A 25,534-nucleotide genomic window follows, 5' to 3' on the forward strand; every position below is an offset into this window, starting at 1 on the left:
AGTGATTGATGCATGCCTGCACTGGCATGGGCTCGCCCCCTGTCCATGCCGCACACACGCTACTTCAAGAGATGTGCGATTCCGCGCTGCGCCGGCGCCACTTGACGTAGGGAAGGGCCAGCAGCGTTACCACCAGCAGGTACAGCACGATCGTGGCGGCGAGGAACGGCTCGTCCGGAAAATTGGTCTTGGCAATGGCCAGGGCGATGGCCGGATGGCGACTGGCGGTGGACAGCGCCAGTACGGTCTGGCGCTGTTCGACCGACCCGGCGAGCAGCTGTCCCACGACCAGGCCGATGATGATGAACGCCACGATGGCCAGCAGGGTGCCGCTGTGCAGCAGGTTCAACACGATCGGCACCGCAGCGAACAGGATCGGCGCCGCGGCGCCCAGCAGCAGCACCAGCGATGCCAGCGCGATCGGCCGGGCCAGCGTCGTGGCAAGCGCTGGTGCCAAGGCGCGGACGAGCATGCCGGCCAGCAGCGGCAGCACGATCATGACGATGATGATCCTGGCAATGGACGTTGGCGGCATGCCGAAATCGCGGTCGAAGTACGCGCCGAGCATCCAGGCCAGCAACGGCACCAGCAGGATCGCCAGCAGGCCCATGACCACCATCAAGCCCAACGCATAGGCGCCTTCGCCGCCGGCTTTGCTTTCCTTTTTGGGAAGCAGCGGTGGAATCGGGGCCAACGCCAGCACCACCAGCGCGATTTCCGTGGCACGCGGCAGCGCGAATACCTCCACCATTGCGATGGCCACCAGCGGCATGATGATGAAGATGGCAAGCACCGAGCGCAGCAGCAGCCCGGGGTGGCGCACCAGGAACAGCGCATCCGAAACGGTCGCCTGCAGGCCGTACGAAAACACCGTGCCGAGGATGCTCGCCTGCAGGCAATGCAGGATCAGCGCCTGGGTGTTCATGGGCCGCTATTCCTCACCGGCCGGTGGCACCCGCTCAGGCGGTCGCTTCCAGGGCCAGAACCCCTCCACTTCCAGCACCACCGACCAGCTCAGGAAGGTACGGATGATAACGAGCAGGCCGAGCGAGAGAATCGCATTCATGGTGCTGTCCAGCGCCACCGTGCGGACGATGTCGGCGGCCACCAGGATTTCCAGGCCAAGCAGCAGTGCACGGCCCAGCCGACGCCGGTAGCGCTCATAGCTGTCGGCCCGGTCCTTGTGCTGCACGGCCAGCGCGAGCACGTACACCGCCGTCGACACCAGTATGGTGGCGACAATCAGGCCGATCGCCAGCAGCTCGATGCCGAGTGCGGACCATTCAACCCATTGGATGGCGACTTCTTCACTAGGCATGACGCGCTATCCGACGCTGGAATCTGCATCAAGAGTGGCGGCAGCGCCCCGCGGCAACCAGCGTTTTACTACCGAACCCTGCTCAGTAAATTTACCTGCATAGCGCGTTTTCAGGCCGCCCACGCCGCTCAGTTGCCCGATGCGGAAACCGTGCACGGCACGCTGATGGCCACGCTGCCGCCCGCTGGTAGCGCCGGAATCGTGACCCCGGCGCCGAACAGCGCCGAGGCCGGCACGCTCCCCGGGCACGTGGCGCCGCCGCTGGCACTGCAGCTGCCGGCGGCGGTGCAGCTCAGGCCTGTACCGGGTACGTCGGCCACCACCGCATTGGTCACATCGACCACCCCCACGTTGCTGGCGGTCAGCGTGTAGGTCACCGTACCGCCGGTGGCGACCACGCCAGGGCTGGCCTGCTTGGTGATCGCAAGGTCGGCAGCGAGCTGAGTGTTGACGAACGTGCAGACCAGGGTCACGCCCGGCTGCAGGCTGGCGGGGGCAATTACCAGCGTGTTGCCGCCCAGCGTGCCGATCGTGCCCGGGACGGTGCCGCTGGTATCGACGCAGCTGGCGCCATCCAGGCTGAACTGCGCGTTGGCGGCTTCGGTAAGCGCAACCGGCAGCGCCGGATTGGTCACCGTGAACACCGTTGCCGAGGACGTCGGCGTGCCGGCCACCGTGGTAGTGATGCTGTCGCTGACGCCGTCCAGATTGGTCAGCGAGAACGCGAACGTCCCCACCCCGCCCTGGCTGGTCTTGGCCAGCTGCACCGTCTGCGCGCCGGCAAGCGCGGGCAGCGCCGCGCACAGTAGCGCCGTCCAGGCGATCCGGCGGCGAACTGAGCGGTCATGGTTCGGGTTGCTCATCATGCGTCCTCAGTAAGTGCCGACCATGTTCAGGAACCAGCCCTCATGGTCGTCATCGAAGTCGGTCAGGTCGTCGCTGAACCGGGTGAAGTTGTAGCCCACGCCCAGCCGGAAGTTCGCGCCGATGTCACGGTCCACGCCGACCAGGAAGCCGGACTGGGTGCCGCCTTCATCGACGTCCAGCCAGCGGTACTCGCCCAGCGCATACCACTTCTGGTGCAGTTGATAGCGCGTCTGCAGCACGCTGAGCGTGGTGGCCGAATCGAACCACGGTCCGCTGCCGCGGCCCAGCCGCACCTCGCCTTCGCGGCGGGCCAGCTTGGCGCCGAATTCCCACTGGGTGTCGTGCTTGTAGACACCCTCGAACGAGAGGATGCGGGTCTTCTGGTCCTGGTCGGCGCCGCCCAGCTGCGCCTCGGTGGCCAGGTCGTAGAGATAGGTGTAACGGCCGAACAGCGCCCAGCGCTGACTGTTCCACGGGCGGTAGGCGAAGCCGATGTTGGCTTCCCAGAACCGGGCGCCGGCCAGCGCGTTCAGTTCATCGGTGGTGCGCGAGTAGTTCAGCCGCCCGGCAATGCGCCAGCTGTCGTTGAAGCGGTGGGTGAGCCGGTTGGTGGTGACCCACTGTTCGCGGCGCTCGCTGCCGATGTCCTTGCGCCATTCGATCTTGCTGCGCCAGTCGGTGTCGGCCGAGGTGCGCCCACCGCTGACGCTGACGGCGCTGCGGTCCACGTGGCCGCCGTCGACCGTATCCAGGTCACCCGACTGCAGGGTGAAGCCGAGGTTCCAGCCCTGGGCCGGATAGAAATCCATGCCCATCGTATGCGCCAGCCCGGATTGTTCCGGCTCTTTCAGGAACTGGCTTTCGTTGAACAGGTTGGCGCGGCTGGACAGGCGCCAGCGCTGGCCCAGCGACCAGCCGTTCTGGCGGGTGGGGTTGAACAGCGATTCGTACTGCGTGGTGTCGGTGGAATAGGTGTAGGCGCCGTACAGCGAATGGTCGCTGTCGAGCTTGTACTCGGCGTCCACCGTGGCCGAATCGCCGCGGTCACCGGTGCTGACTTCCGCGCCCACGCTCGCACGGTCATCCAACAGGTAATCGCCGCCGATGGCCACCGCGTTGTTGTCCGCGTAGCGCCCGCCGTCATCGTCGAGGGTGCCCTGCACCAGACCATACAGCTCCAGCGCGGTACCGAACCGGTGGCTGTACTTCACCGCACCCAGCAGGCCGGCGGCAGGGTCGTTGGTGCTGCCCTCCTCCACCCGGCGCAGTTCGGCGCTAAGCGTGTTCCAGTCATCCGGGCGCCATTCCAGTGTCGCCTGGGCCTGGGTGAACTGCTCATAGCCACTTTCAGCCTTGCTGTAGCGCGCATACAGGCCCAGCTCGCGGGTCAACCGTCCCAGCACCTCGGCGCCATACTCGGTGACCGGCAGCCCCGTATCGTGGCGGGCGATGGAGAAGCCCGGATCGGTTTCGCGCCACCAGCCGCCGGCACTCCAGTCCAGCGTGGTCCAGCCCAGCTCGCGCAGGTTGGCGCGGGCTTCCACGGCCTTGGCGTCGCCCTCGCGATGCGGATCGGTGCTGTTGCTGCGGATGAAGGTGAAGCCGCCATTATCGGAGAAGAACGACGGTACCCCGAACGATTCGGTGTGCGCGTACTCCAGCTTCAGGAAGGTGCCCTTGCCTGCCTGCAGGGTCAGGTCGCCTGCGGCCAGCGAATAGTCCTGGCCGTCACGATTCTCGTCCACGTAGGTGACGCCCACGCCGACGTGGTCGCCGAGCCACTGCTTGCCGCGTACGCCGGCGGTGAGTTCGCCGTCATCGAAGCCGGACGGCAGCCATTCGTAATCGACCAGCAGGTGCTGCTGGTAGCCGTCGAGCGGCGAATCGCGGGTGAGCGTGGGCATGTTCTCGCGGGTGACCTGGCTCAGTGGCCGGGTCAGCAGCAGCCGGCCCTGCATCTCGTCGATCTCATAATCGGTGCCGCGCTGCAGGGTGATGCGCTTTTCCACCCGACCGGTGGTGCGGTCGCGGATCTCCAGCACCACCTGGTCCGAACCGGGCAGGATGTCGGTGTTGCGCAGGTAGTACAGGCTGCCGCCGGTGCCGATGAATTCGTTGTGGCCCGGCGCGGTCTGCTCCTGCGCACCGAACAGGCGCAGCGTGCTGCGCGGGTCGCCCCAGGGGTTGATCGCCTGTGAGCGCCAGCTCAGCGCGCCACCGTACAGCGAGCGCACGTACTGGGCGTATTCGGTGCCGGTGATGCCGGTGGCGAAGTTGCCCCACAGCGCCTGGTTCTTGTCCCAGTCCACCCGGACGTAGAAGCGGCCCATGCTGTCCACGTCGCGGTAGGTGGTGGAATCGTCGCCGTAGGTCGGGTAGTACAGGTCCGGGTCCAGCCGGCGGAAGATGTCCTGTGGCCACGCCTCGGTGAAGCCGTCGAACAGGTGCTCGATATCCTGTTCGGTGGTGTCGGCCTGGGCAGTCACCAGATACTTGCCGCGCGCCTTGCCCTTGGCATAGAACGCCAGCCGGCCGTCGCTGATCACGTCGTCACTGTAGCGCTCGTCCACCGCGAACGGTGCGGTGGCGCTGCTGACGTTGTTCTGGGCGATGGTCACATCGGCCAGGCCGATGCCGTAGAAGTACTTGCCTGTCACATCCACTTCCAGGGTGTGCTGTTGCTCCACCCCACCGCGGCCACCGCGCACGGCGATGTCGAAGCGGTGCAGGCCGACCGGGACCAGGTATTCGGCGACGAACTTGCGCTCCATGTCCACCGGGTACGAAGCGCCATTGATGGTGAGCGAGGTGGACTCGGGAATGTCGCGCCCGGTGATGCGGATGCGCGAACCGTAGATGGGAATGTTCTGCAGGCGCAGGCCATTGGCGGCGAAGGCCGTGTCGATCAGGCTCTGCTGCAGGGCCTGGTCCACGCCCAGCGAGGTGCCTTGGCTGCGTTCCACCTGGCTGCGCAGTCCCCGCAGCTGGCTGTCGGCCTCAATCGGGCGCACCAGCTGCAGGCGTTGCGCCACGGTCTCGTCGAAGATGCCGTTGTGGCCGTAGGCGCGCACCACATACAGCAGTTCATCGCCTGCGCGGAACGGTTCCCCGGCGGGCAACGTGCCATCCCACTCCACCTGGCTGACCGCCGATACCTCTACGGGGATGTGCGCCAGCGGCGCGATCAGGTCCACGTCGGTGGCGCGGTAGACCAGGATCTCCATGCGCTCGATGAAGTCGCCGTAGTTGCCGCGCACATAGAACGGGACCGGCTTCTGGATGCGCCCGTCTTCGAAGGCGACCAGCGACGGGGCCGAGGCCGAGAGTTCGGACTGGCCCAGGTTGGGGTCCTCGGTGGCCCAGAGCACGCCGCCACTGGGCAGGCGGATATTGAAGCGCCCGGTCGCTACGGCACGCCCGGGCGGCGGCGCCGAGATCGTGACGCGGCGGTCCGGCTGCAGGGCGGCGGCACCGGACTGCGCGTTGGTACCTTCAGTGACCGGCTCGGTCTTGCCGCGCGTGCGGATACGCAGCAGCAGGTCCTCGCCTTCATGGCAGTCCTGCTCACCGCAGCTGACCGGCGGGGTCTGCACCGGCACGGGCGGCGGAACCTGTGCCGGCTGCGCATGCGCGCTGCCCGCCATGCCGGCGATCAGGGTGGCGAGCGCGCCGCTGAGCAGGTGCGGCTTCATCGTGTCTCTCCCACGCCCGGGCGCGCATCCAGCGGTGCGGCAGGATCGGCACTGCTGTCGACCTGGACCTTGTCACGCACACCGGGGCTCAGGTGCGCGCGGAGTGCGGCGTAGACCGCTTCGGCGCGGCGCAGGCCAAGCTGCACGTTGTACGCGGACGCACCGCGCACATCGGCATGGCCGACAATCAGGACGCGCCCGCCGCCGCGCTGTTCAAGCTGCTGCGCGATGCGATCCAGCAGCGGCTGCATGGCCGGGCGGATCACCACGCTGTCGGTATCGAACAGCACCGTGCCGACCAGTGCGCCGCCCTGGTCGACCCCGACCAGCAACGAGGCCGGGTCGACCACGTCGGCGCGCGCGAGTACGCGGATGGCCGCGCCGTCGCCGCCCAGCGCGCTCACCAGGGCGTTGCGCACGGCGTTGGCCCGATCCAGCGCCAGCGCCTCGCTGCCACCGTTGGCGGCGATCACAATCTCGCCTTCGCCCTGCCCGCGCGCCTGCTCGGCCATCTTTTCGATCACCGGCTGGTAGCGTTCACCGATGCGGGCGCTGTCCGGCGCGAAAACAACTTCGCCCAGCACCATTTCCACCTCGCGCTGCTCTTCCAGCACGGTGGCCGGCAGGCTGACCGCGAAATCGAAGCGGGCCGGCACTCCGGGCGTGATCCGGCGCAGCAGCGGATTGCGGGTCACGAAGGTGGTACCGGCCGGCAGGGTGGCCGCGTCCACCTTCAGGATGAAGTTGCGGCCGCGCGCCAGGCCACCGCCGGACACGCCGACAAGGTGGTAGCGCCCGAACTGGTCGGTCTCCATCAACAGCCCTTCCACCGAGCCGATCCGTACGCCGGGAATGCCGCTCTCGTCGATGCCGGCGTTGGCGATCACGTAATCGACCACGTAGCCGCCCTCGCCCGGCATCACCTTGCGGCTCACGCTCGGCTGGGCCGCGGTGAGGCCCTTGGCGGCATCGCCCTCACGTTGCTGGCGGGTGCTGCCGTCGGCCGCCAGGTGCACGCTGACGCCCTGCCGGCTGGTCAGCACGAAATCGTCGGTGAAGCGCGGCTCGCGCAGCCGCTGGCGGACCACGATCGTTCCTGCCGGTGCGGCCTCGCTGCTGCGTCCGCCCAGCTCGCCCAGGGCAAGCCCATGCAGCAGCGGCGCGCTGGCGTCGGCCACCGGCTGCGGGCCGTTGCCGCGGTCGATGGTGGTCGACCCGGCGATGTAGGCCTCGGCGGCGAAGCCACCCTGTGCCTTGAGGCCGGTCAACGCGGCGCTGTCCTGCCAGCCGTCGCCGTCGCGGTCATCGAACACGCTGCCGATGATGAGGCTGTCGTCCAGCAGCGGGTCGCTGCCGGTCACCACTTCGGCGGTGGCCACGTTGGAGGCGGCCTTGTCGGTGGGCGCGAAGGTCTGCGCCCGGTTGATCAGCGTGCCCGGCCGCACACCCGCGCCAACCCGCATCAGGTAGGAAATGCGCGCGGTATTGCCGGCGGCGATGTCGAGGTCGTTGATGCGCAGCGGCGCGCTACCGCTCGCGGTGACGGAATGATCGTCATCATCGCCCTGCAGCGACCCCTCCACGTAAGTGAAGCCTGGCGCCGGGGTATCGATCAGATAGCCATCCACCAGATCGATATCGCCCACGTTCTGCGCGGTCAGGGTGTAGCGCACCAGATCGCCCACCTTCACTTCGCGCACGTTGGCGACCTTGCCCAGCCGGATATCGGCCGGCGCGTTTTCCACGGCGATGACGGCTGCTGCGGTGGCGGTGGCGCTGGCCAGCCCGGCCCCGGTGGGCTGGCCGGTGGCGAGCACGGTGTTGTTCAACTGGCCACCCTCCACGCCGGCATCGGCTTCGGTGATGGTGTGGTCGTAGCTGGCACAGGCAGCGCTCTGCCCCGGCGCGAGCTGGGTGGGTGCGCAACTGAGCAGCGTCGGCGTGCCGCCCTGCAGGGTGTCCTGGATCACCAGCTGGTCCAGGGTCACGTTGCCGATGTTGGTGGCGGTCACCGCATAGGTCACCACGTCGTCGGCATTGCCCTTGCCCGTGGTACCGCGGTCCACGCTGAGCGTGGCGGTCTTGGTGGTGGCCAGCGCCGGCCGGCGCACGATCGGCAGGTTCAGCACCGGGCGGCAGCGCGCATCGGCCGAGCCCGGCGGGCACACCGCCGGGGGCAGCGGGCTGCCGCCGGGGCCAGGTTGCGCGGTGATGGTGGCGATATTGTCGACGGTGCCGGCATCGGTATCGGCCTGGGTCACCACATAGGTGCCGGTCAACGTGCACTCGCCGCCGGGCGCCACACTGGCGCAGACAATGCGGTTGGGCGTGATCAGCGGGTCGTCGATGGTGACATCGCTCAGCGCCACGTTGCCGGTGTTGGTGGCAGTGACGCTGTAGGTGAGCGTATCGCCGGTAGCCACGTCGCCGGCGGGATCGGTATTGCCGCTCAGCCGCTTGGCGGTTTCCAGTGCGGGCTGTTCGACAATGTGCTCGGTGCTGCACTGCACGCAGGTGGGATCGGGATCGCCACCGGGCAGATTGGTCGCGCTGACCACGTTGTGCAGCGTGCCGCTGGCGTCGGCGGCAACGGTCGCGGTGTACACCAGCGGATAGCTGCCCGGCAGCGTGCCGGTGGGCAGGATGCAGGCCAGGTTGCCGCTGCAGGTGTAGGCCCCGGCGGCGACCAAGCTGACCTGGCCCAGCCCTGCGTCCAGCTGGTCGGTGAGGATCACCGGCTGGGTCGTGGCCGAGCCCGCGATCACCGTGGTGACGGTATAGGTGATGGCCTGGCGCTGCTGCACGAAACTGCCGCTGGGCGGGGTGGCACTCTTTCTCACCGTCGCGGTGGACGGCACCACCGGATGTTCGGTGCTGCAGCTCTGGCAGACCGGCGCCGGATCGATGCCGGCCGGTTTGCCCGGCACCACGGCATTGCGCAACGTGCCGGTGGCGTCGGCATCCACGGTTGCGGTGTACACGACCGCGTAGGTACCCGCAGCGGTACCCACCGGCAGCGTGCACACCAGCGGATTGGCGGCATTGCAGGTGTAGGCACCGGGGCTGGTGACGGCCACGAAGCTGAAGCCATCGCCCAGGGTGTCGGTCAGCGTGAGCGGCTCGTGCAGTTCGTTGTTGGCGACGGTGGTGGTGAGCGTGAACTGCACCACATCGCCCGGCGCCACCTGCGTGCCCGATGCAGGTTGGGCGCTCTTGTTGACGGTGATCGCGGCCGGGGTGATGGCCGTGGGCGTGGTTTCGGTGTCGGTCGCGGTGGCGTCGGGTGCGCTGCCCGGCGCATCGCCGGTGGCCGTTGCCGTATTGACCACGGTGGTGGCCGTTTCGTCGGCGAAGGTGACCGTGTAGGCGTTGTTGCTGGCTGTGCATGCGGTGGTGGTGCCCGGTGGCAGCAGCAGCACGGTGCAGCCCAGCCCCGGCAGGCGCGGATCGACCACGGTCACCGGCGCGAGCAGCACGTTGCCGGTGTTGGTCACGCTGAACGCATAGCTGATCACGTCGCCGGCATCGCCGGTGATGCCGTCGCCATTGCTGTCGGCCACGCTGGCGGTCTTGTCCAGGGTGATTGACGGCAGCTGGGTGGCGTTGATGGTCACACTGTCGGGTGCGGACGTGCTGGTGCCGTCCGTGGCGGTGGCGGTGTTGGTCACGCTGCCCTGGTTGAGGTCGGCCTGGGTGACGGCGTAGCTGGCGGTGCAGGTCAGGCTGGCACCCGGGGCAAGACCACCGGCAGGCAGTGCCGGGCAGCTCACGGTGCCGGGCGCGACGATGCGGTCGTCAGCCACGGAGATCGGGCTGGTGACGGTGACGGTGCCGCTGTTGGTGACCAGGTAGGTGTAAGCCAGCACATCGCCCACAGCGGTATAGGTGGCGGTACTGCTGGCCTTGTCGAGGGTGAGCCCGCGCAGCTGCTGCACCGGGGTGATCGTCGGCGGCGACGGGGTCAGCGGCGTGGTGTCGGAGATGCCGCTGCCGATGTTGAGCACCTGGCCGGCATCGACGTCGGCCTGGGTCACGGTGTAGGTGCCTACCAGCACGCAGGTGCCGGCAGGAGCCACGCTGGCGCAGGTCGTGCTGGACGGGGTGATCCTGCTGTCGCTGATCACCACGTTGGTCAGGGTGGTGTTGCCACTGTTGGTACCGGTAACCGTGTATTCCAGCACGCTGCCGAGCACCACCGGGTTGGGCGCATTGCTGACCACCTTGGCCATGCTCAAGGCGGGATTCTGCACCCCACTGACCGTCACCGAATCCGGCCCCGACGTGGTGCTGCCGGAGGTCGCCGTGGCGGTGTTGGTCACGCTGCCTGCATCGAGATCGGCCTGGGTGACGCTGTAGGTGGCCGTACAGACCAGCTCCCCGCCCGGTGCCAGCCCACCCACCGGCAGTGCCGGGCACGCCACCGCGTTGGGCGCAACGATGCGGTCGTCGGTGACCACCACCGCAGCGGTGAGGGTCACGTTGCCGGTGTTGGTGACGCGGTAGCTGTAGGCCAGCGTGTCGCCCACGCTGTCGTAGCTGCTGGTGGTGGTGGTCTTGTCCAGCCCCAGTCCCGGCTGCTGGGTGCCGGTGATGGTGACCGTGGATGGCGCGGAGCTGGTCGCACCGGACTGCGCCGTGGCGATGTTGGTCACGCTGCCGGTATCCAGGTCGGCCTGGGTCACGGTGTAGGTGCCTGTGCAGGTCACGCTGGTACCCGGGGCGAGCCCGCCGGCCGGCAGCGCGGGGCAACTGACCGAAGCGATGCGGTCGTCACTGATGGTCACCGGGTCGGTCAGGGTGATGTTGCCGGTATTGGTGACCAGGTAGCTGTAGGGCAGTACGGTGCCCACTGCGTTGAAGCCGGTGGCGGTGCTGCTCTTGACCAGCGCGAGCGCACGGTTCTGCACGGCCGTGATGGTGGCCTGCGCGGTGGCCGGGGCTACACTGCCCTGCGCCGGCACCACGCTGGCGCTGGCGGTGTTGGTCACGCTGCCGGCATCCAGGTCGGCCTGGGTGATCTGATAGGTGCCGGTGCAGGTGGTGCCCGCGCCCGGCGCCAGGGTGGTGACCGGGCAGCTGACGCTGGCGATGCGGTCGTCGGTCAGCGCCAGGGTGTTGAGGGTGACGTTGCCGGTGTTGGTCACCGCGTAGCTGTAGCTGATGGACTGGCCGACGCTGGCGTAGGTGGTCGGGTTCGCGGTCTTGGCCAGGCTCAGCGCTGGCCCTGCAGTCAGCGGCGTGGTGGTGCTGTCATCCCCCGTGGCATTGGGCCCGGAGGGCGGCGCGCCCTGCCCGGCGGCGGTATTGGTTACCGCCCCGGCATCCAGGTTGCCCTGGGTGAGCGTGTACACCACCGTTGAACAGGTGCGGCTTGCCCCCGGCGCCAGCTGCCCCGGCGGGCAGCTGATTGCCGGCATGCCCGGCAGCGGATCGGCCACAGTGATGTTGTCGAGGGTGACGTTGCCGGCATTGGTGACCACGAAGCTGTAGCTGATGGTGTCGCCGGCGTCGGTCACCGTGGGCAGCGCGCCACCGGACGCGGTCGGCGCGCCCGCCGTCTTGTCCAGCACCAGCACCGGCTGCGGTGCCAGCGTGACCACCACCGAATCCGGCGAGGAACTCACACGCGCGCTTCCCGGCGGCGTGCCTTCGGCCGTGGCGGTGTTGGTGACGGTGCCGTTGTCCATCTCGGCCTGGGTGATGGTATGCACGCCGGTACAGGTAGCCACCGCATCCGGCCCGCTGGCGGTCAGCGTGGTCTTGTCGCAGGTTGCGGCCGCATTGAGGTTGGTGTCGATGACCGCCAGCGCGGACAGGCTCTGGTTGCCGGTATTGGTCACCACGAAGGTGTAGGTGATGGTGTCGCCGGCGTCGGTCACCGCCGGGTCCAGGCCCAGGTTGAGGGTGGGGGTGCCGGCGGTCTTGTCGATCTCAAGCGACTGCTGCGGCAACGGCAGGGTGACCTGCGCGCTGGCCGTGGTGCTGGTCCCATCGCTGCTGGCCGTGGCGGTGTTGTCGATTGTCTGGTCACCACCGCCGTTGGTGTCGAAGTCGGCCTGGGTGGTGATGTAGGTGCCCTGGCAGACGACGGTGGCAGCCGGTGCCAGTGCAGCGACCGGGATGGCCGGGGTGCAGGACAGCGCCGGCAGCATCGGGTCGCTGACACTCACGTTGGTCAGCGTGGTATTGCCGTTGTTGGTGGCGGTGAGCGTGTAGACGATGGCATCGCCGGGGTTGAGCACCTGGGTGACATCCGCGGTCTTGGTGAAGCCCAGTGCCGGGCTGCGCGCCACCGGAATGTCCAGTGCGCCGCTGCGGCTGATCGTGCCGGCGGCCTGCGAAGTCCCCGTGGCCGTCGCCACGTTGCTGACCACGTTCAACGTGTCCACGTCCGCCTGGGTCACCGCGCGGGTGGTGCCGGTGCAGGCCACGTCCGCGCCAGCGCCACCGAACACCACCGTCTGCCCGGGTGCGAGGTCGACGCTCGGGCAGGCCAGGCCCAGCGTCGGATCACTCACGGTGACGTCTTCGAGCGTCACGTTGCCGGTGTTGCTGACCGTGAAGCGGTAGTTGAGCGTGCCCGGCGCGGTGATGGTCGCGACGTCGGCGCTCTTGACGATGGTCATCTGCGGGCCGCGCACCGGCAGGTTGACCTGGTGCTCGCCGGTATCGGTGACGGTGGCGCCGGCCACCGGGGTGTCGGCCACCACCGTGGCCACGTTGTCGATCTGGCCATTGCCCGGCAGGCTGTCGGTACTGCCGCTGTCGATGTCGGCCTGGGTCACCGTGTAGACGATGCCGGTGCAGCCGCTGAACACCACCAGCGCACCCGGTGCCAGGCTGGACACCGGCGGGCACGACAACGACGGCAGCATCGGGTCGGTCAGGACCAGGTTGAACAGCGTCACGTTGCCGGTGTTCTGCACCGAGAACGTGTAGGTGATCGGCTGGTTGGGCCCGCTCACCGAAGCCACATCCGAGCCCTTGGTCAGGAAGATCGCGGGCGTGCGCTGTGGCAGCGCGACATCGGCGCTGGCCACGTCGGTGACCGTGATCACCGGCCCTGCCCCGATCTGGTACTGGGCCGTGCCGGTGACGTCGTTGTGAATCACCTGGGTGTCGTTGACCGGATTGCCCTGGTTGTCGATGTCCGACTGCTGCACGGTGTAGGTGTTGCCGGTGCAGCTGAAGTCGGCGCTGCCGCCGGGTGCCAGAGTGGCGATGGGCGTGCACGACAGGCCGGTACCCAGCAGCGTGTCGTCGGTGATCTGCAGGTTGGTCAGGGTGACGCTGGACGGATTGTTGACCCGGAAGGTGTAGCTGATCTGGTCGCCCACCGCGCTGACCGAGGTGCGGCTGGGAATCTTGATGAGCTCCGGCGACACCGTGCCGTGGTTGATGATCACCGCGCTGCCGTCGGTATCGGTGATCGGCGTGCCGTCGTAGTCGCCGGCGGCCGTGGCCAGGTTGGTGATCGCGTTGCCGCCATCGATGTCGGCCTGGGTGACGGTATAGGTCGCCGTGCAGGTCGCGGTGGCGCCAGGCGCCAGACTGAACGGGGCCGGCGGCGTGCAGGTGATCGCGCTCAGCCCGGCCTTCGGATCGATCACGCTGATGTTGGTCAGGGTGACGTTGCCCGGGTTGCTGACGCTGAAGGCATAGGTGATCACCTCGCCCGCCGCGCTGACCTGGGTGGGACTGGCGGTCTTGTCCAGCACCAGCTGCGGCGCCGGCGGATCCAGCGGCACGCTGGAGGTGGCATTGCCATCCACGCTGCCACCGCCGGGCGCCACCGCCGTGGCCGTGGCGTCGTTGTCGATATCGCCATCGCCGCCGCCGCGGTCGTCGATGTCGGCCTGGGTGATGGTGTGGGTATTGCCGGTGCAGGCGATGTCCGCCGGCGGCGCGGTACCGAACGTGACCGACTCACCCGGTGCCAGCGGGCCTCCGGGCGGGCAGCTTAGCCCCGGCAGCGCCGGATCGGCGATGGTTACGCTCTGGATGGTGGTGTTGCCGGCATTGGTGACCGTGAAGTTGTAGCTGATCACTTCGCCCACGCTGCCGGTGCCGCTGCCATTGGCATCGGCCAGATTCGGGGTCTTGGTGAACTCGGCCACGTAGCTGCGCGCAGGCAGGGTGGTGTCGACGCTGCTGGTGTCGACCACCGCGTTGCCATCCGGATCGGTGCCCTCGATATCGGCACTGTTGGTGATGACATCGTCATTGATGCCGTCGCCGCTGCCAACGCGGTCGATGTCGCCCTGGGTGACGGTATAGCTGCCCGTGCAGCTGACGGTGGCGCCCGGGGCCAGCGACGCGATGGGAATGGCCGGGGTGCAGACCAGGTTGCCGGCAATCAGCGGATCGACCACGGTCACATCGGTCAGTGGCACGTTGCCGGTGTTGGTGGCGGTGATCGTATACGGCACCACCTGCCCAGGCGCGGTGACGCTGGTGACCGGGGTGTTCTTCTGCAGGTCCAGCGTGGCGCGCGGCACGAAGGTGTTGCTGTAGGTGCAGGTGATGGTGGTGCCGGCGTCGGCGATGGCAATGAGCAGGCCATTGCCGGGATTGGTGTCGGTGCCATCGCAGCTCACGCTGTTGGTGTAGTCACCGCCATTGCCGCCCGGGAAGCTTTCCGCGCCGAGGCCGCCGTTCTCCAGCGCGTATACGGTGACCGGCCCGACCTGGTCCGGCCCTGGCGAGGTCGAGGTAAAGGCCGGGGTGTTGTTGGTGAAACCGGTGCTGGCGGGAATCGTGACCGTGGTGGGCGGGCCACCGCTCCAGACCTTCCGCACGATCAGCTCGGCGCTGCGCCGGTCATTGACGTAGGTGCACGTCATCGGACCATCGGTCGGGCCCACCGTGAGCGTGCCGGTGGTGGCATCGTTCACCACCAGCCCGCTGGTGTTGGTGCACGACAGGGTGGTGGTGTACAGGTTGGAGGTGACCGAGCCGAACGACTCGGTCAGGCTGATGACATCGCCCGCATGCACGGTCTGCGCCGCACCGGTATCGGTCTGGCTGGCCCCGCCGGTGGCGGTGGACGCCAGCGGCGCCAGGCCGGTGGCGACGATGGTCACCTCATCATTGGGCAGCGCGTTGAGCCAGGTCTTCTGCAGGGTCAGCGTGGTCGCGGTGCGGGTGTTGGTGTACGTGCAGATGATCGGCGTGCCGGCGTCGGCCGGGGTGATGTCCAGCGTATTCGCCGCCTTGCCATCGGTGCCACCCAAGGTGCCGCCGCTGCAGCTCAGCGCCACGGCGTAGTTGGCCAGCGCCGCACCGCCCATCGTCTCGGCCGGCAGGGTGGCCTGTTCGCCGACGAACACCGGCACGGTGGTGCTGTTGGCACCAATCGAGGCGGTGGCGGTGAACGCGTTGGTGTTGTTCTGCAGCCCGGTGGTCGCACCGAGCTGGGCCACGTCGCCATTGCGGCTGTCCGCTGCCCAGACCTTGACCAGCTGCAGCGTGGCCTGCGGGCGGGTGTTGGTGTAGGTGCAGACGATGTTGCTGTCACCCTGCCCCACCACCAGGGTGTTGCCACTCAGCCCGGTGCTGCCGGTACAGGCCAGCGTACTGGTGTAGTTGGCGGCGTTGCCGGGTACGGCGAACGCTTCCGCCAGCGTGATGGTTTCGCCCACGAACACCGGCACCGTGGTGCCGGTGTCGGTCTCGGTGGCGCTGTCGGCCACCGAGGTGAGCGTGATCGGCGAGGTGGTGCTGCCGGTCGCGCTCAGTTCCACCGTTTCTCCCACGGCCGCGTCCACCCAGCTCTTGCGCAGGGTCAGGTTCACCTCGCGGCGCGTGTTGGTCTGGGTACAGGTGATGGCCGTATCGGCCGGGTCCACGGTCAGCGTGGTGCCGCTGAGCGGCACCGCGTTGCCGGTACACGCCAGCGCGCTGTCATAGTTCGCGGCGTTGCTCAGCACTTCGGTGATGCTGCCGCTCTCACCGGCATACACGACCACCGCAGTGCCGGTCGTGGTGTTGTTGCCGCTCGAGGTCGACGGGCCGCTGCTGGCGGGATTCTCGAAGCCGCTGCTGCTCACGGTGGCGGTATCGCCCGGCAGCCCATTCACCCACGTCTTGCTGAGTACCAGCGTGGCCTGGCGACGGGTATTGGTCTGGGTACAGCTGATGGCCGTGTCGGTCGGCGCGATGGTGAGCGTCACCCCGGCCAGCGGGTTGGCATTGCCGGTGCAGGCCAGGGTGGCATCGTAGTTGGCGGCATTGGTCAGTGTCTCGCCCAGGTTGCCGATGTCGCCCGCGAACACGATGGCCGGCGCGCCAGTCGTGGTGTTGTTGCCGGTGGAGGTGGAGAGGCCGCTGCTGGCATCGTTGGTGAAGCCGGCAGACAGCACCGTGGCCGTCTCGCCCACGCGCGCGTTCACCCATTGCTTGGTCAGGGTCAGCGTTGCCTGCAGGCGGCTGTTGACGAACTCGCAGGTCACGCCGCTGTCGGTGGGCATGACGATGCTGCCGTTGGCGCCGGCCCCGCTGACGGGGATCACCCCGCCGCCATCGTTGCTGGCGCAGTTCAGCACGGTGGTGTAGTCGGCGGGATCGCCGGCCACGAAAATCTCGGCCAGGTCCACCGCCACACCCGGCGCAACGGCGGCCCGCGCTTGGGTGGTGGTGCCGCCTGGGGTGGAACTGCCACCGGCCAGCACGATCACCTCATCGGCGCTGCCGCTGATGGCCAGGTCCAAGCTGTTGCCGTCCAGGCCGTTTTCCCAGGTCTTGCCCAGCGCCAGGCCGAAGTAGACCGGGTGGGACACCGTGCAGGTCGCGGCGGCGGTGCAGCCCTGCCCACCGCTGACGGTATTGCTGACGGTGCCGGTGGCATCGGCATCCACGGTGGCCTGGTAGGACCAGCTGTAGGTGCCGGGCGCACTGCCCGCCGGCAACGTGCACACCGCTGACTGGCCGCTTCCGCTGCACCCGGGGGGCAGCGAACCCGGCAGCAGGGTCAGCCCGGGGCTGAGCGTATCGGTGAACAGGGTGTCGGCCGCGGTGGCGGTGCCTGTCACCGTCACGGTAAGCGTGAAGCCGATCGTATCGTTGGGCGCTACCGGCACGCCGCTAGCCGGGCTGCCTGACTTGGCGATCGTGGCCGCATACACCTGCACATCGATCGAATCGCTGTTGTCGCCGGGGTTGGCGTCGGTCTGGCCGGCGGGAAGCTGCACGCTGGCGGCGTTCTCGACTATGGTCTGCGCGCTCAGCGGACCATTCAGCGCCAGCAGTACCAGCAGGAGGAGCCACCGCGGGGACGTGGAGCGGCGGACGCGGCCTCGCTCCCCATCCTTCCCCCGACAGTGAACGCGGCTCCACTTCGTCACGCAGCTTTCCCCGCTTCGGCAGCCCGTACAGCTGGGTTCCGCAGTCTCGAACATGACGGAACCGCCCGCTAACAGTGTCCACCTTCCCATACCTACAAGCCTTCCGGGGAAACACTGCATCGCGCCCAGTAAATGTACTGAACGCTTCCATGCACTCATGCCGCGCGCGACATCCGGTGTGCACGTTCAAGCAACGAGAGGTTGTCGCGCCCTGATTGCGACGGCGACGCCTTGGACCCGTTACAGCACGCCTGCCGGCCAAGCGTCCGCTATCGGCCAGTAGCGGACGCTTCCAAGACTTGCACTATGCCGGTTCCGACGTCGGGTTGATGAGATCCAGACGTGCCGGCTCGAATGAACGAGTCTCACCAACTAGGTCTGAGTGAAAGACGTCCGCCATCAGATCGTCGGCTACGGGCATGAGCCCTGATTCGACGAGCCTCGCGCGGCTTTGCCGTGCTACAAGGTGGACCTCAAGCCGTGCACTCCAGTGCGGCGGAGCGTGCCGGTCTGCGTGGACCACTCCGTGACGGATCGTCAGGAGAATTTACGCGCGGGGAATTGATGGAAAAAAGGGCATGAGCGGCATATAACTTACGCGTGGTGATATATATGAAGCCCTACCAGTTCCAGCGCATCCCGAGCTTTCCGTTCCACGCCGTCTCGTCACCGTCCAGGCTCCAGTTGTAGTCGATGTCGGCGTACAGATAGCCCGTGTCGCTGACCTGCCATGTGCCGCCCAGGCCAACCTCGCCCCAGCTGCCCCCCAGATCCACCGCGAACGGCACGTAACCGCTGTTGGTGGCGAAGCGGGCGCTGGGTGCGCCGCGGAATTCGTGCCAGAGGTTCGCGCGCAGCCAGGCGTTGCTGGTGCGCACCATGCCGGCGCGGTTCTCGCGTTGGCCATTGCGGTTCAAGCGCGCGCCGAACCGGCCTACCAGTGAATCGCCGTCCTCGAAGCTCACCTGCAGGGTGTCCTCGCGCAGGTCGTCGACGTCGATCTGCTGCCAGATCACCTGGGCCTGTGGCTCCAGCCGCCAGCGCCCGTCTTCAATGGTCAGGCCGTCGCCGTCATTGAGCACGAAGGGCCAGCCGCCCTCGAGCGACAGCGCCATGCCGGTCGCGTCCAAGAAGCTCTCGGTGCTGCGCGGCGACTGCACCCGCATGTCGTACCAGGTGTACTGGCCCACGGCATCCAGGTACGCGCCTTCGGCACTGAACGCGGTCCAGTACAACCCGACCGAGCCCGCCTTGAACCGGTCATTGCCGGCGTGGATGCGGTAGTCCAGGTAGTTGTGGCGGACGTTGCCCTCGCCTTTCCCGTACGCCAGATAGAACCCCGCATGGCGGCGGCTGAGGTCGCCGGCATCGATGTGGCGGTAGAGGTCGGTACCGATCTGCAGGGCGTCGAAGCGGTAGTCGAAATCCGGGCCGCGGTCGCCGTAGATGCCGCGCCGGCCACCGTCGTGCTCACCATCGTGGCCAACGTACCGCAGCCAGGCGCCGTTGAATCCCCTGCGTTGGGTATCCAGATCGTCGCGCTGGCGCAGCAGCTGCTCGTCGCCGACCCGCTCGTGCAGGGTATCGATCAGCGTGCGCCCATACACCTGCGCCATGGCCGGCGCAGCGGCGATCAGGGACACTTCCTGCCGGTAGGCGGGAGGCAGCCGCGGATCCGGGTCCGGCGCGGGCGGTGTGGGCGGCGGCGGTGCTGGCGGTGTCGGCGGATCCGGTGGCGGCGGCACGGGAGGCACGGGTGGCACCGGTGGCGTAGGCGGCGCCGGCGGCTCGGGCGGCAGATTGGGGGGGCATGGCGGGATGGGCGCGCCCGGTGCGGCGCAGTCGATGACCGTGCGCAGGAACCAGCTGTTCTCCACGTCCGCGCCGCCGTCGGCCGCAGCGCCACCGCGGTACAGGAAGTATTCGTAGGGTCCGGCAACCACCGGCGCTGCCAGGCGGAAATTGTCCGGCGTGCTTGTCGCACAAACGCCTGCACCACGCGGATGCCGTCCGCCCGGGTCAGATCGCCCAGGCCACCGCTGGCGTGTATCTCCAGCTGCCCCGGCCCACTGCTGGCGCCGCCGGACACCACCAACTGATCGGAAGGCGAATCGTCGGCAGCCAGCCAGGTGTTGAGCACCAGCGTCCCATCGCCGCCATACCCGGACACGGTGAGCGTTCTGTAACCGGCGGCCACGCTCGGATCACCCGCCGGCGGCGCGAACAGGATCCGGCTGCGCGTGTTCTGCAGCGTGGTGAGGTTGGAGCTGCCGCTCATGTTCCACAGCGAGTCCTGCAGGAGGAGATTGGCCGCGGCGCCCGGATCGGTCAGCGCCGCGCCATTGAGCGTGCTCCGGGTGGCCGTGATGTCGGCAACGGTCGGCGTCTGCGCGGCCGGCAGCGCGAACACGGCCGAGGCCGTGGCCGTCGGCAGCGGCGTGGACGGATCATCCGGCGGCAGGTCCGGTGGCAGGTCGGGCACCACGGCGTCGAGCAGCTCGAAGTTTTCGATATTGCCCACATGCAGCCACAGCCCGGTGCCGGTGCCCCCTTGTGCTACCACAGCGTAACTCGTAGTGCCTACGGTCTTGACCGTACTGGAAGCCAGTCGGACTTCGCCGCCGTTGCGACCCACTGCACCCCACGAGTTTTCAACACCGATACCGCTGATCGTCAACCCGCTTCCTTCGAACAAGCCCGTAGCCTCGGCGGCAATCACGCCTTCCGTATCCTCGTTCGTGCTCGCGAGTGTTCCGCCGCCAGACAAGGCCACGTGGCCTAGCGAGTCCCTTACATATACGGCAGACCGACCCGCACTCACGTTGACGGTGCCTGCCAGTAGCGCCTGCGAACCCAGAGCGAAGATGCCGCCACCGGTTGGAGAGGACACGTTCAAGGCGCTGCTCGCTTCACTCGTAAACTGCGAGCCCGTATCGAGATAGATGGCGCCTTCCCCACTTTGGCCCTGGACGCCGAGGGTGCCGCCACTGCGCAGGAGGAAATTGGCCGCGTTGCTGCCCACGATCCCCTGCTTGCCGCCCAGCACCTTCAAACTGCCCGGGTTGAAGAACACGCGACTGGCGTTGCTGTCGATGCCGATCGAGCCCGTTCCCGCAGCGGTAATGGCCGCCTGACCTGCCAGCGTCAGTTCGGCGCCCTGGACCAGCGCCGCACCGTAGCTGTTGCTGCCGGTCTGGACCTGCGTGTCCGTCAACGTGGCAAAGCTGCCTGTGGTCATGTACAGGCCCCAGCTCTGCTCCCCTACCAGGAATCTTCCGCGGGTGTCGCTCAGTCGCGCCGGCGCGCGTGCACCAGTGCCCCACCACCCTACGCTGCGATTTCCCAGGGTGAGCGAAGTGTCGGTCAGGTTCGTTCGCGAACCCAGCACGGGCGAGGCGTAGGTAGTACTGAAGATGTTGTAGATGCCCGTCGAGTAGTCGCCCAGTTCGAAGGTTCCGTTGGTGACGTTGAGCTCGGATTCGCCCGCCACGAAGCCACCGAAGGTGCGCCCGGTGCCTGTGATGCCGCTGCCGATCCGTACGATAGTATTTGCTGCATTTATCTGCGCGAAGCTACCGGCCTGGCCCGGCAGGCCGCCGCCCGGATCCGTGTTCATGACCTGCAGGCCGTACCCCAGCGTGGTGGGAATGTCGATGATGGAGTTCTCGACATTGACCACGCCGCCGCCGAAGGCTGCCACCACGGCCAGGGTCTGCGTGGGAGCGTAGCTGGTACCCGGATGCAGCGTGAGCGTGGCATTGAGCAGCGTCAACGTACCCTGCGTGGTCGCCACTGCGTTGGCTACCCGGTATGGGGCCCACGGTTTCAGCTGATACCGTCGTGGGCGAACGATGCCTTTCGTCTGCCATGGCCGTTCCAGTGCTTTGGGACAATGCCACGATGCTGCGGTATGCACCGGCCGCCCGCCTCTGGTGTTCTACGCAGGGGGAGCCAGTAAAACTACCGATCCCCAGGCGGCTGTTCCGGCGAGATCTGGCGCGGAAACCATTCTGAACTGACTAAAGTGCGCCTAAGACGGTAAGCACACAGGGTTGGACAATGTGGCGCAGGATGGACCCACCACTCTCTAGGACCCCCTGCTGATGTCCGCTTTCGGCCCAAAGCAGACATCACTGGCATACAAGCCGAGCCCGAAACGGCTACGCATCATTAAAGGCACCAGTCCGATAGCTCGACCGCGACCATTAGCGCTCTCGTGGTCTACGGCAAAGTCAGGGACGGATGAACCTGGGCCAGTTTGGAGCCGGATAGGATTGGTTGACTACTTGAAGTAGGTCTTCATCAGCTGGGTCACGGCCTCGATCTCGGCGGTACGCGCAGCTTGATCCGGTTCATCGGCGATGTGCGCACGAAGGTGGTCGTTCAGCACTTCAAGCATCAATCCGTGCATGGCTCCCCGGGCGGCGGCGATCTGGGTCAGCACATCTACGCACTCAACACCGTTCACCAGACTCTGCTCCAGCGCAGCGACCTGCCCACCGATGCGGCGGACTCGGGTAAGAAGCTTTTTTGGATTGGCTTGGATGTGCGACATGAGGAACTAGTATACCCTACCGGGGTACTCTAACATACCCCCCTACCCTATGAATGAAGTGACCAGCGTAGCCCACTCCGCCCGGGCCCTCACCCATCAGTTCGGAACCGGGGACCCGCTTGCGGAACTGAACACCCGCCGCGCTTTCTGGCTCACGGCCGTCATGATGGCCGTAGAGATCATCGGGGGCTGGTGGTACAACTCAATGGCCGTCCTGGCCGATGGCTGGCACATGAGCTCACATGCGTTGGCTTTGGGCCTCTCGGCGTTTGCCTATGCATTCGCACGCAAGCATGCGAGCAACCCGCGCTTTGCCTTTGGCACGTGGAAGGTAGAGGTGCTCGGCGGCTACACCAGCGCGATACTGCTGCTGGGCGTGGCTGCAATCATGGCGTTCGAATCAGTCAACCGCCTTCTGGCGCCAACCGATATCCACTACAACCAGGCCATCATTATCGCCTTCGTCGGTCTGTGCGTGAACCTGATCTGCGCCTGGCTGCTGCGGGACAACCACGATCATGGACATGATCACGGGCACGGTCATGTTGAACACCGCGGCCACGGTCATGATCATGGCGGCCATGCGCATGACCTGAACCTTCGTTCTGCCTACATCCATGTCATGGCCGACGCAGCCACCTCTGTGCTGGCCATCGTCGCGCTATTTGGCGGCAAGCTCTGGGGTGCTTCGTGGTTGGATCCGGTCATGGGTATTGCCGGCGCGGTGCTTGTCACCGTGTGGGCGATCGGCCTGCTGCGAGACTCTGGCAAGGTGCTGCTGGACGCGGAAATGGACGCAGGCGTTGTCGATGAGGTACGGGAGGTCATTGCCGATTCGCAGATCCCCGCACAGATCGAGGACATTCACGTCTGGCGTGTGGGCCGCAATCACTACGCCTGCATTCTCGCGCTGGTGACGAAGTCACCGGTCTCTGCCGACTATTTCAGAAATGCGCTCAGCATTCATGAAGAGCTGGTCCATGTCACGATCGAAGTCAGGTGGGAATCATGATCACCCCATGCACCAAGCGTTGCTCCTTCACTGCACGTGCTCCCTGCGAAGGATGCGGTCGCTCACTCGAGGAGATTCGCTCCTGGAAGAATTTGACGCCCTCTCGCCACACGGCGATAGAGCGCGAACTTCCAGCGCGTATGCGCATGCTTGGCGCAGTGGCAGCTCCGGTAACCAATTAGATGATGACTGCGTCGGTTCGCCGGAAGGTCGCAATCTTCAGTGCGGTTCAAGGTCCGATTTCGGCCACTAACGGACGTTCTAGCAGCTAGCGGCAGGCCTCTGCCGCCCCCGATAACCATCCCTAATCACCCTCTCCATCGGAAGTCTGGTTATCGCCCAAAGCGCACCACTGCCCTAACCCCGATAACGAACCCTAATCCTGAAGCTGAATGCCTCCTCCCGCGTTTGGCGGAGAACAACTTCCGGCCCAAAGCACCTCACAACCCGGCGTCCGAGTGTGCTGCTCGACTACTGCGTCTTCTACGCCGCCCTCTACTCCGCGATTCCCAGTGCATCATGCTTTCTGATTTGATCTTCCGGCTAAGCACCGGCTCTGGATGCCCTGTCCATGGGCGGCGCTCCTCAAGGGAGATCGCTTTTCGGAACGTCGCAGGAGTCGAACGCTACCGGGGTGTCTCCTAGCTCCTCACAAGCGGTCGCTAAGGACACGAGGAACTCAACCGCAAACTTTCAAGCTTTGAAAGCCCAACCGGCGCAATTTCGCATTCCCAACCATGCGATTTGAAAGTGCTTCCACGCCTAATTGCCCGCAATTAATTGCATTGCAATCAATATCTTAGCCATATTGCAGGAGGGTGCACGCACGAGTAGAGTCGTTGTCAGTGCGCGACCTTGCGCGACCAGACCACGACTGAGTACGGCAGATGTCCGAAGACTCGCTCGAAACGAAGTACCTGCGCACCTTCGGCGCTGTCCTGTCTGCGGCACAGACCGCGAGGATCCTTGGTTACAAGAGCACTGCGTCGTTGGCCAAGGCGCGCGCACGCGGGTCGCTGCCCTTCCAAATGTTCCTGCTGCCCAAGCGCCGCGGCTGGTTTGCCGACACTGTCGATGTTGCCGCCTTCGTAGATTCTGCGAAGGCATCGTCCGGCGGTTAGCCGCATTCCCCAACCCACCAGGACTCCCTGAGCATGAGCTGAAACCGCCCTCTCTGACCCTGGAAATGAAAATGCCCCCGCGTCAACGAGGGCATTGGCCTCTCGAAAGAGCGAGAGGTAGGAAGCACTAAACATCCGTGGGTTTAGGCTCCTTCATTTCTTCCGCGAAGTCAAGCCGCCAGTGATGGTCGGCCAGACAGGTGTTGCCTTCGCATGGGCCGGCATATGCCGACCCGCGGGAAGGTTGCGCCCTGGCCCGCCCCGTCTCTCGCGGTGCGGTGCCACCGTGCACCTAATCCGGAGAAAACCATGCCTTCAGGAGCAGCCTGCCCGGGAGCGTTCGACACTGCCCGGGTAAATCACCACAACCTGCGCCCGACCGAAACTTCCGATGCCGCTTGGCGTGGCTACCGAAGCCGGCTAGTCGCCACTTTGCACGACATCACTCGCCACTACCCCGTGATGACTGCCGCGAACAGTCACCATGACGGCAGTGATATGTGCGCAGCTCGCGCCTTTCAGTCTCGGTGCCATGCCCTTGCCGCTCCTCCGGCCACCGCGCCCCTTGCGGGTGGCTGGCTACGGATTCAATGGGAGAGGCGTCATGGCTAGTCTTCCCCACCTTCTAGGCACCGCGTCAGACACCCCGCCCTCGTCTAGCACGGAGGCGTACACCGCTCGCCCACTCACGCCCTCTGAATCCACCAGACTGGACGCCTACTACTACCAGTCACCAAGGAATAACCAACGCATGGTTGCTGTCGTGGAACCGTGCCGCTTGGCCTTGGCGCTGGATCTGGAGTTTGACCCAAGCGTGGCAACCTACGTTGAGCGCCCTAGAACATTACTGGTGCGTGGCCGAGATGTTGAGCTCTGCTTCTGGATCTCCAGGAAGTGTGGCACCGAAAGCTTCATCGTATTCCGCAGACAGGCCGCCGCCACTGTTCCGGCGCTCCGCGCCGAACAGCAGTTTTGCGCCGAACTGATGGAAGCTTCACAGCGTGCGGGTTTGGACCTTGCAATCCGGAAGTTGCAGTCCATTCTTGCAGCACGGGTGGCCAATGCCACGCGACTTGAGCTGCTTCCTTATGTGCAGGCAGCTAGACGGTCGCGAGGAATCAGTGTCTTCATTGACGCAGTGATGACCCACATGAGAAGGCACCCCGTCAGCTCTTTCCATGCAATCGAAACGAGCCTGCGCCCGACGTTCGATTGGCGGGATATTCGCAGTGCGACCTGTCTTCTGGTACATCGCGGGGACCTGGCGATCAACTTCAATGAGAGGCTTCGGACCTCGTCGTCAGTTACGCTGGGAGCAAACCAATGAGCGGGGTTAGTCGCGAGGAGCTACTGTCCTGGGATCTGCTTAGTCCTCAAGGGCTGACCTCAAACCAACTCAAGTCCTACCAGGCTCGCGTTGACGCAGTTCATGCCGTCGTCGCAGGCTCCTCGATCGCTGCGGTCGCGAAGCGTCACGGGCTGAACGCCAAGACGCTTGCATTGACGCTGCGAAACACACAGCAGACGTCCCCAGATGGGCGGCCGTGGGGTTGGCGCGCCTGCCTGCCATACAGAGTAAGAAATACCAGCCAACGCCTTCCCGCAGAATTTCCAGCCGCTGCGGGAC

Annotated in this window: 10 protein-coding genes and 1 pseudogene; 3 read left to right on the plus strand and 8 right to left on the minus strand. The window is 66.4% G+C overall.

The window, feature by feature from the left end:
• Positions 1 to 64: 64 nt before the first annotated feature.
• From V9K91_RS08115 to V9K91_RS08150, 8 genes and pseudogenes are all read right to left on the minus strand, one after another.
• Positions 65 to 925, minus strand: coding sequence for a hypothetical protein (locus V9K91_RS08115; protein WP_336442970.1), 861 nt, complete (start codon positions 923 to 925; stop codon positions 65 to 67).
• Positions 926 to 931: 6 nt separating this feature from the next.
• Positions 932 to 1,318 carry a DUF1622 domain-containing protein gene (locus V9K91_RS08120; RefSeq protein WP_336442971.1) on the minus strand — a complete coding sequence of 129 codons (387 nt, stop codon included), beginning with the start codon at positions 1,316 to 1,318 and terminating at the stop codon, positions 932 to 934.
• Positions 1,319 to 1,446: 128 nt separating this feature from the next.
• On the minus strand, positions 1,447 to 2,181 hold the full coding sequence (locus V9K91_RS08125) for a hypothetical protein (RefSeq protein ID WP_336442972.1): 735 nt from the start codon (positions 2,179 to 2,181) through the stop codon (positions 1,447 to 1,449).
• Between the two features lie 9 nt (positions 2,182 to 2,190).
• The gene (locus V9K91_RS08130; protein WP_336442973.1) at positions 2,191 to 5,877 is read right to left on the minus strand and encodes a hypothetical protein; all 3,687 of its coding nucleotides are present in this window, start codon (positions 5,875 to 5,877) and stop codon (positions 2,191 to 2,193) included.
• A complete protein-coding gene (locus V9K91_RS08135; RefSeq protein WP_336442974.1) occupies positions 5,874 to 17,066 on the minus strand; it encodes an OmpA family protein in 11,193 nt (3,730 codons plus the stop codon). The genes V9K91_RS08130 and V9K91_RS08135 overlap by 4 nt, the downstream gene beginning before the upstream one ends.
• A 773-nt stretch (positions 17,067 to 17,839) precedes the next feature.
• Positions 17,840 to 19,162 (minus strand): autotransporter outer membrane beta-barrel domain-containing protein, encoded by a 1,323-nt coding sequence (locus V9K91_RS08140; RefSeq protein WP_336442975.1) that lies wholly within the window; start codon positions 19,160 to 19,162, stop codon positions 17,840 to 17,842.
• Between the two features lie 56 nt (positions 19,163 to 19,218).
• A pseudogene (locus V9K91_RS08145) lies at positions 19,219 to 20,835 on the minus strand (hypothetical protein); the annotation flags it as partial.
• 666 nt (positions 20,836 to 21,501) lie between these two features.
• Entirely contained in the window at positions 21,502 to 21,774 is a 273-nt protein-coding gene (locus tag V9K91_RS08150; protein WP_336442976.1) for a metal/formaldehyde-sensitive transcriptional repressor, read from the minus strand.
• A 49-nt stretch (positions 21,775 to 21,823) separates the two neighbouring features.
• Here V9K91_RS08150 and dmeF point away from each other — a divergent pair, with 49 nt between their 5' ends.
• From dmeF to V9K91_RS08165, 3 genes are all read left to right on the plus strand, one after another.
• Complete coding sequence (dmeF, locus tag V9K91_RS08155) at positions 21,824 to 22,786, plus strand: CDF family Co(II)/Ni(II) efflux transporter DmeF (protein ID WP_336442977.1); 963 nt, start codon at positions 21,824 to 21,826, stop codon at positions 22,784 to 22,786.
• 887 nt (positions 22,787 to 23,673) lie between these two features.
• Positions 23,674 to 23,907, plus strand: a complete 234-nt coding sequence (locus V9K91_RS08160) for a hypothetical protein (protein ID WP_102789238.1) — start codon at positions 23,674 to 23,676, stop codon at positions 23,905 to 23,907.
• Between the two features lie 751 nt (positions 23,908 to 24,658).
• Complete coding sequence (locus V9K91_RS08165) at positions 24,659 to 25,234, plus strand: hypothetical protein (RefSeq protein ID WP_336442978.1); 576 nt, start codon at positions 24,659 to 24,661, stop codon at positions 25,232 to 25,234.
• Positions 25,235 to 25,534 lie beyond the last annotated feature (300 nt).

This window comes from Stenotrophomonas sp. CCNWLW57, from assembly GCF_037203925.1.
Lineage (GTDB): Bacteria > Pseudomonadota > Gammaproteobacteria > Xanthomonadales > Xanthomonadaceae > Stenotrophomonas > Stenotrophomonas rhizophila_A.

Excerpts from the sequence above, each read along its gene's own strand:
- V9K91_RS08165 (WP_336442978.1), top strand. The coding sequence starts at position 24,659 with ATGGTTGCTGTCGTGGAACCGTGCCGCTTGGCCTTGGCGCTGGATCTG.
- V9K91_RS08120 (WP_336442971.1), bottom strand. The coding sequence starts at position 1,318 with ATGCCTAGTGAAGAAGTCGCCATCCAATGGGTTGAATGGTCCGCACTC.
- V9K91_RS08125 (WP_336442972.1), bottom strand. The coding sequence starts at position 2,181 with ATGAGCAACCCGAACCATGACCGCTCAGTTCGCCGCCGGATCGCCTGG.
- V9K91_RS08130 (WP_336442973.1), bottom strand. The coding sequence starts at position 5,877 with ATGAAGCCGCACCTGCTCAGCGGCGCGCTCGCCACCCTGATCGCCGGC.
- V9K91_RS08160 (WP_102789238.1), top strand. The coding sequence starts at position 23,674 with ATGTCCGAAGACTCGCTCGAAACGAAGTACCTGCGCACCTTCGGCGCT.
- dmeF (WP_336442977.1), top strand. The coding sequence starts at position 21,824 with ATGAATGAAGTGACCAGCGTAGCCCACTCCGCCCGGGCCCTCACCCAT.
- V9K91_RS08150 (WP_336442976.1), bottom strand. The coding sequence starts at position 21,774 with ATGTCGCACATCCAAGCCAATCCAAAAAAGCTTCTTACCCGAGTCCGC.
- V9K91_RS08115 (WP_336442970.1), bottom strand. The coding sequence starts at position 925 with ATGAACACCCAGGCGCTGATCCTGCATTGCCTGCAGGCGAGCATCCTC.